We start from the raw sequence: 3,877 nt of genomic DNA, 5'->3' as shown, positions 1-3,877 counted from the left end.
CCGCTTCACCGGTCGCGGCCGGGAACTCGACGCCCTGGAGTCGCACGTGGCGCGGGCCCGGCTGGTGACGGTCACGGGCGTCGGCGGCGTCGGCAAGACCCGGCTGGCGACCCGGCTCGCGGCGGCTGTGCAGGATCGCTTCTGCGACGGGGCGTGGCTGGTCGAGCTGGCCACGCTCGGTGACGCGGAGCTGCTGGACCACACGGTCGCCGAGGCACTGGGGCTGGCCGACCACACCGGACGACCGCCGCGCGTGTGGCTGCCGGAGCGGCTCGCCGGCCGGCGCATGCTGCTCGTGCTGGACGGTTGCGAGCAGCTGACCGAGGGGTGCGCGGCGCTGGTCCACGCGCTCCTGCGGCAGGTGCCGGGGCTGCGGGTCCTGGCGTCCTCCCGGCGGCCCCTGGGCGTCGCGGGCGAGCAGGTCTTCCCGCTGGCGCCGCTGTCCGTCCCGGAGGCGGCGGAGCTCTTCGAGGACCGTGCCCGGAGCGCGCGCCCCGCGGCCGGGGCGGCGGAGCGGGAGGCCACGGAGGAGCTGTGCCGCAGGCTCGACGGCATTCCGCTGGCCCTGGAGCTCGCGGCGGCGCGGCTGGGCGCACTGTCGGTGACCCAGGTGCTGGAGCGGCTGGACGACCGCTTCCGGCTGCTGACCGGAGGCGCGCGGGGCGCACTGCCGCGCCACCAGACGCTGCGTACGGCCATCGGCTGGAGCCATGAGCTGTGCACGCCCGCGGAGCGGCTGCTCTGGGCCCGGCTGACGGTCTTCACCGGCCTGTTCGACCTGGAGGCGGCGGAGTACGTCTGCTCGGGCCCCGAGCTGCCCGCGGAGCGGCTGCTGGACGTGCTCACCGAGCTGGTCGCGCAGTCCGTGGTCGTCCGGGAGGACACCCCGCTCGGGCCGCGCTACCGGCTGCTGGACACGGTGCGGATGTACGGGGCGGGCTGGCTGGACGCGCTGGCGGACGGCGAGCGGATGCGGCGCAGACACCGCGACTGGTACATGGGCCTGGTCACCTGGTGCGAGCTGGACTGGTTCAGCCCCCGGCAGGCGGAGGTCGCGGCCCGCGCCGAGGCGGAGCTGCCGAACCTGCGTGCGGCCCTGGAGTACAGCCTGGAGGAGAAGGGCGAGGCGCACATCGGCCAGTACCTCGCCGCGACGCTGTGGTTCCACTGGGTCGGCTGCGGGCGCCTGGCGGAGGGGCGGTACTGGCTGGACCGGGCGCTGCGCGCCGAGGCGGACAACGAGGAGACTCGGCTGAAGGCCCTGTGGGTGCTCGGCCACGTGGCGATGCTGCAGGGCGATACGACGGCCGCGGCCGGGGCGCTGACGGAGTGCCGGGAGACGGCCGCGCGCGGCGGCCACGCCCGGGCCCTGGCCTACGCCGAGCACCGCACGGGCTGCCTGGCGCTGGTCTCGGACGACCTGCCCCGCGCCGAGGAGCTGCTGCGGTCGGCGCTCGCGCGCTACCGGGAGATCGGGGAGCTGAACAGCACTGTGCTGATGGGCCAGGTGGAGCTGGCCCTGGCGAGGGCCTTCCGGGGCGACCTCGCGGACGCGGTACGGCTCTGCGAGGAGGTGCGGGACGTCTGCGCGGACCACGGCGAGCGCCGGACCCTGGCGTACGCGCTGTACGTCCTGGGGTACGCCGCGTGGAGCACCGGGGACACGGCACGGGCCCGGCCGCTGGTGGAGGAGTGTCTTGCCGTCGACCGCGCCTTCCACGACCTGGCGGGCACGGCCCTGGCGGTGGAGCTGCTGGCGCTGGTGACGCTGGACGAGCGGGATGCCGCCCGGGACGGGGCGGAGGAGGCCGCGGTGCTCCAGGGGGCGGCGGGACGGCTGTGGCGCTCGGTGGGGCTGCCGCTGTCCGGCTCGCGCCACTTCGACGCGCCGCACGCGCTGGCCGAGCGCAGGCTGCGGGAGCTGCTGGGCGCCCGGCGGTACGAGGAGTGCCTGCGCGAAGGTGCCCGGCTGGACTTGGACGCGGTGGCGGCGTGGGTGCCGCCCTCCCCGGGCTCCCCGCCGGTGCCCGCGCCGCGCCCGGAAAAGCACGAGCCCGCCGGCTCACCGGCCGCGGGGGCCGGGGAGACGACGGGCTGAGCAGAGCGCTCGGAAGAGCTGCCGCTAAGGGATCAACGAGCGTAGTACTCGACGACGAGCTGCTCGTCGCAGATCACCGGGATCTCCTTGCGGTTCGGGTCACGGTCCAGGCGGAAGGCCAGCGCGCCCAGGTTGACCTGGAGGTAACGCGGGGTCTCGCCCTCACCGGCGTAGCCACCGGCCATGGCGACCTGGAACGGGTGCTTGGCACGGCTGCGCTCGCGAACGGTCACGACGTCGTTCGGACGGACGCGGAAGGACGGCTTGTCGACCTTCTTGCCGTTGACCTCGATGTGGCCGTGAACGACCATCTGACGGGACTGGTAGATGGTGCGGGCGATGCCCGAACGCAGAACCAGGGCGTCGAGACGGCGCTCGAGCTCGACGACCAGCGCCTCGCCCGTCTTGCCCTCGGCCTTCTTGGCACGGTCGTAGGCGCGGGCCATCTGGCGCTCGCTGATGTCGTACTGCGCGCGCAGACGCTGCTTCTCGAGCAGACGGACCTTGTAGTCCGAGTTCTGCTTGCGGCCACGGCCGTGCTCACCCGGCGGGTAGGGGCGGGCCTCGAAGTACTTGACAGCCTTCGGGGTCAGCGCGATACCGAGCGCACGGGACTTCTTGACCTTGGGACGCGACTGGTTAGGCACGTTCTCCAGACCTCCGTTGTAGGTTAGGTTAGGCTCACCTTACTCAAGGAGATCGCATGTCTCGTCCGGGGAACACCAGTCACATCACGGACAGCACGAAAGAGGCCGACGCGCCTGAAGGCGTCGACGTGACGGAGGTCCGATCAGATCGTGGTCAGCCGCGTCCTGGCGGACTAGAGATCGCCCGGATGCCGTCAGCAGCCGAGCGCACACGAACTCTCGTACAGAGTACATGCTCCGCGGTACTGATCGTCCCGGGGCTGGTCGGAAGCGCCAGCGCACGGCCCGAGCGGCTCTCCGACCTCCTCGCGCCGCTGGCCCGCAGCGTGGGGCCGGACGGCGAGGTGTTCCTGGTCTACCCCGCGGACTCCCCCGCCGTACGCGCCGCCACCCACGCGCAGGACGACGAACTGGCGGCCGTGCTGGAACTCACCGACGTCGCCCCGGTCTCCGTCCCCCACCGCATCCGCGGCCGCGCCTGGCTCTCCGGCTGGGTCACCCTCGTGCCCGGCGTGGCCGAACCCGGACGGATGATGCTGCGCCTGGAGGTCGGCGACGGCAGCGTCGACGACCTGTGGGGCGCGGAGAGCGTCGAACCGGAGGACTTCGCCCGCGCCCAGCCCGACCCGCTGGTCGAACACGAGGCGGAGCTGCTCCAGCATCTGCACTCGGCGCACGGCGAGCAGGTACGGACCCTGAGCTCGCTGCTCGGCGGGCACCGGCGGCCGCGCTGCGCGCACGACCGGGCCGTGCCGGTCGCCCTGGACCGCTTCGGGCTGCGCGTACGCTTCACCGCCGCGCACGGCGACGGCGCGGCGGCGGAGCGCTCCTTCGACGCGCGTTTCGAATTCCCGGAGCCGGTGCGGGACATTGTGGGGTTGCGGCGGGCGATGCACACGCTTTTCGAGGCCGCGGAGGGGTGACCGTCCGGGGCGCCTGCGCCTAATGGGGTGCGTCTTGCGCTGCGCGCGCGGGTGCGGGCCGGTGGGGGCTGGTCGCGCAGTTCCCCGCGCCCCTGACGGGGCGCGCCCGGCGCCGTACGGGGGCTCCGCCCCCTGACCCCCGCCCCGGAGGGGCTGCGCCTCACGCATCACCCCCGTTTGTGGGCAGGCGTTCCGCACGGCGGAACGGG

At 73.8% G+C, this 3,877-nt stretch carries 3 protein-coding genes; 2 read left to right on the top strand and 1 reads right to left on the bottom strand.

All coding sequences use genetic code 11. The annotated features are described in order from the left end of the window. A partial coding sequence (locus tag K6I34_RS33225; RefSeq protein WP_229331762.1) for a tetratricopeptide repeat protein occupies positions 1-2,098 on the top strand: 2,098 nt, incomplete at its 5' end. Between the two features lie 32 nt (positions 2,099-2,130). Here K6I34_RS33225 and rpsD read toward each other — a convergent pair. Beyond that, positions 2,131-2,745 (bottom strand): 30S ribosomal protein S4, encoded by a 615-nt coding sequence (gene rpsD, locus K6I34_RS33220; RefSeq protein ID WP_121801847.1) that lies wholly within the window; start codon positions 2,743-2,745, stop codon positions 2,131-2,133. 188 nt (positions 2,746-2,933) lie between these two features. On the opposite strand from rpsD, the gene K6I34_RS33215 reads away from it, so the two are divergent. Next, positions 2,934-3,668, top strand: a complete 735-nt coding sequence (locus K6I34_RS33215) for a DUF2470 domain-containing protein (RefSeq protein ID WP_229331761.1) — start codon at positions 2,934-2,936, stop codon at positions 3,666-3,668. Positions 3,669-3,877: the final 209 nt, after the last annotated feature.

It is taken from the genome of Streptomyces sp. UNOC14_S4 (assembly GCF_020740835.1).
In the GTDB taxonomy this organism is placed as follows: domain Bacteria; phylum Actinomycetota; class Actinomycetes; order Streptomycetales; family Streptomycetaceae; genus Streptomyces.
The sequence above is the reverse complement of the archived record's forward strand: the minus strand, read 5'-3'. Positions and strand labels throughout refer to the sequence as shown.

Bases quoted from the DNA above. Each gene is read 5' to 3' on its own strand.
- K6I34_RS33215 (WP_229331761.1), top strand. From the start codon at position 2,934: ATGCCGTCAGCAGCCGAGCGCACACGAACTCTCGTACAGAGTACATGC.